At 62.3% G+C, this 1,464-nt stretch carries 1 pseudogene; it reads left to right on the forward strand.

The annotated features are described in order from the left end of the window. Positions 1–87 precede the first annotated feature (87 nt). Positions 88–1,184, forward strand: a pseudogene (locus tag CH305_RS28620) (IS110 family transposase). Positions 1,185–1,464: the final 280 nt, after the last annotated feature.

Below are 1,464 nucleotides of genomic sequence, written 5' to 3' on the forward strand. Positions count from 1 at the left end.
TAGACGGTATGGAGGTCTTGGCTGGGGCCTCTCCGCATGTAAGCGTGGGTTGCCGACAGGAGTGGGTCCTGGCCGGTAGAGCCACAGATGTGGGAGGCCCCAGTGAAGAATCATCGTACGAGTGTCGGTTTGGATGTGCACGCACGATCGGTGGTGGCGTGCGGTTTGGATGGCGAGACGGGCGAGTTGTTCGAGCGTCGCATGTCGCCTGATCACAAAGAAATCCTGGAGTGGATCCGTGCGCTGCCAGGATCGGTACATGTCGTCTACGAGGCGGGCCCGACCGGTTTCGGTCTGGCCCGTTTTCTGTTGGCCGCCGGTGTCGATTGCGTGGTGGCGGCACCATCGAGAATTCAACGTCCCCTGGTGACCGCATCAAGACCGATGCCCGTGACGCCCGACATCTGGCACGGTTGCTTCATTTGAGTTCTATTGTGCCGGCGCTGATTCCGAGTACCGAACAGGAGTCCGCTCGTGATCTGGTGCGAGCGAGGGAGGACTGCCGCGGCGATCTGGTGTCCGCACAGCATCGCCTGACACATGTGCTGCTGCGTCAAGGGATCATCTACAGCGGCGGCAAACCCTGGACCGCAGCCCACGATCTGTGGTTACGCCGCCAGCGGTTCGATTCACGTGCACTGCAGATCACCTACGACACCGCCTACGAGACCGTCATCGCCACCACCGAACGCCGGAATCGTCTCGATACCGCCATCGCGGACATGGCTGCGCATTCGTCGTTCACTCCGGTGGTGACCCGGCTGGGGTGCCTTCGTGGGGTGGCGACGTTGACAGCGTTCGGTTTGGCGACCGAGATCGGCGAGTGGGACCGGTTGACCGGCCGCTCGATCGGTGCGTTCGTCGGGTTGATCCCGACCGAGCATTCTTCCGGTGAATCCCGGTCGCAGGGCGGTGTCAGCAAAACCGGCAATGCTCACGTGCGCCGACTGCTGGTCGAGGCTGCCTGGCATCATCGCAAGCCGTATCGGCCGGGGCGTGAACTGGTGGCACGGTGGAAGGCCTCGACTCCCAAAGCCAAAGCGCGAGGGCATCGAGCGAACCGGCGGCTGCACGCACGGTGGGAACATTTCGACGAACGCGGTAAACGTGCGGTGGTCGCCAATGCCGGGATCGCACGAGAGCTGGCCGGCTGGTGCTGGTCGTTGGCCACACTCGAGGAATGACAGAAGCTCCGGCGCCGAACCAGCGATCTGCGTCGGGATAGATGTCCGGGATGAACGATCGACGACGATGTGGGATGTGACCGAGCGTCTGGGAGTGACCCGCTAGCCGCCTATGAGCAATCCTCAACTGCGCGTTGGGATCACGCTCGACTTATAGACTTGCGATCCACTCCAGCCGAAACAGTCCGTCCTGCGGTAACCAACCCGCGTATATGAGAGTTGACGACGCGTCGAACACTACGACACGCTCACCTCCCACTCGCATCGATCACCATCCCGG

Source organism: Rhodococcus sp. 15-649-2-2 (assembly GCF_002258645.1).
GTDB lineage: Bacteria > Actinomycetota > Actinomycetes > Mycobacteriales > Mycobacteriaceae > Rhodococcoides.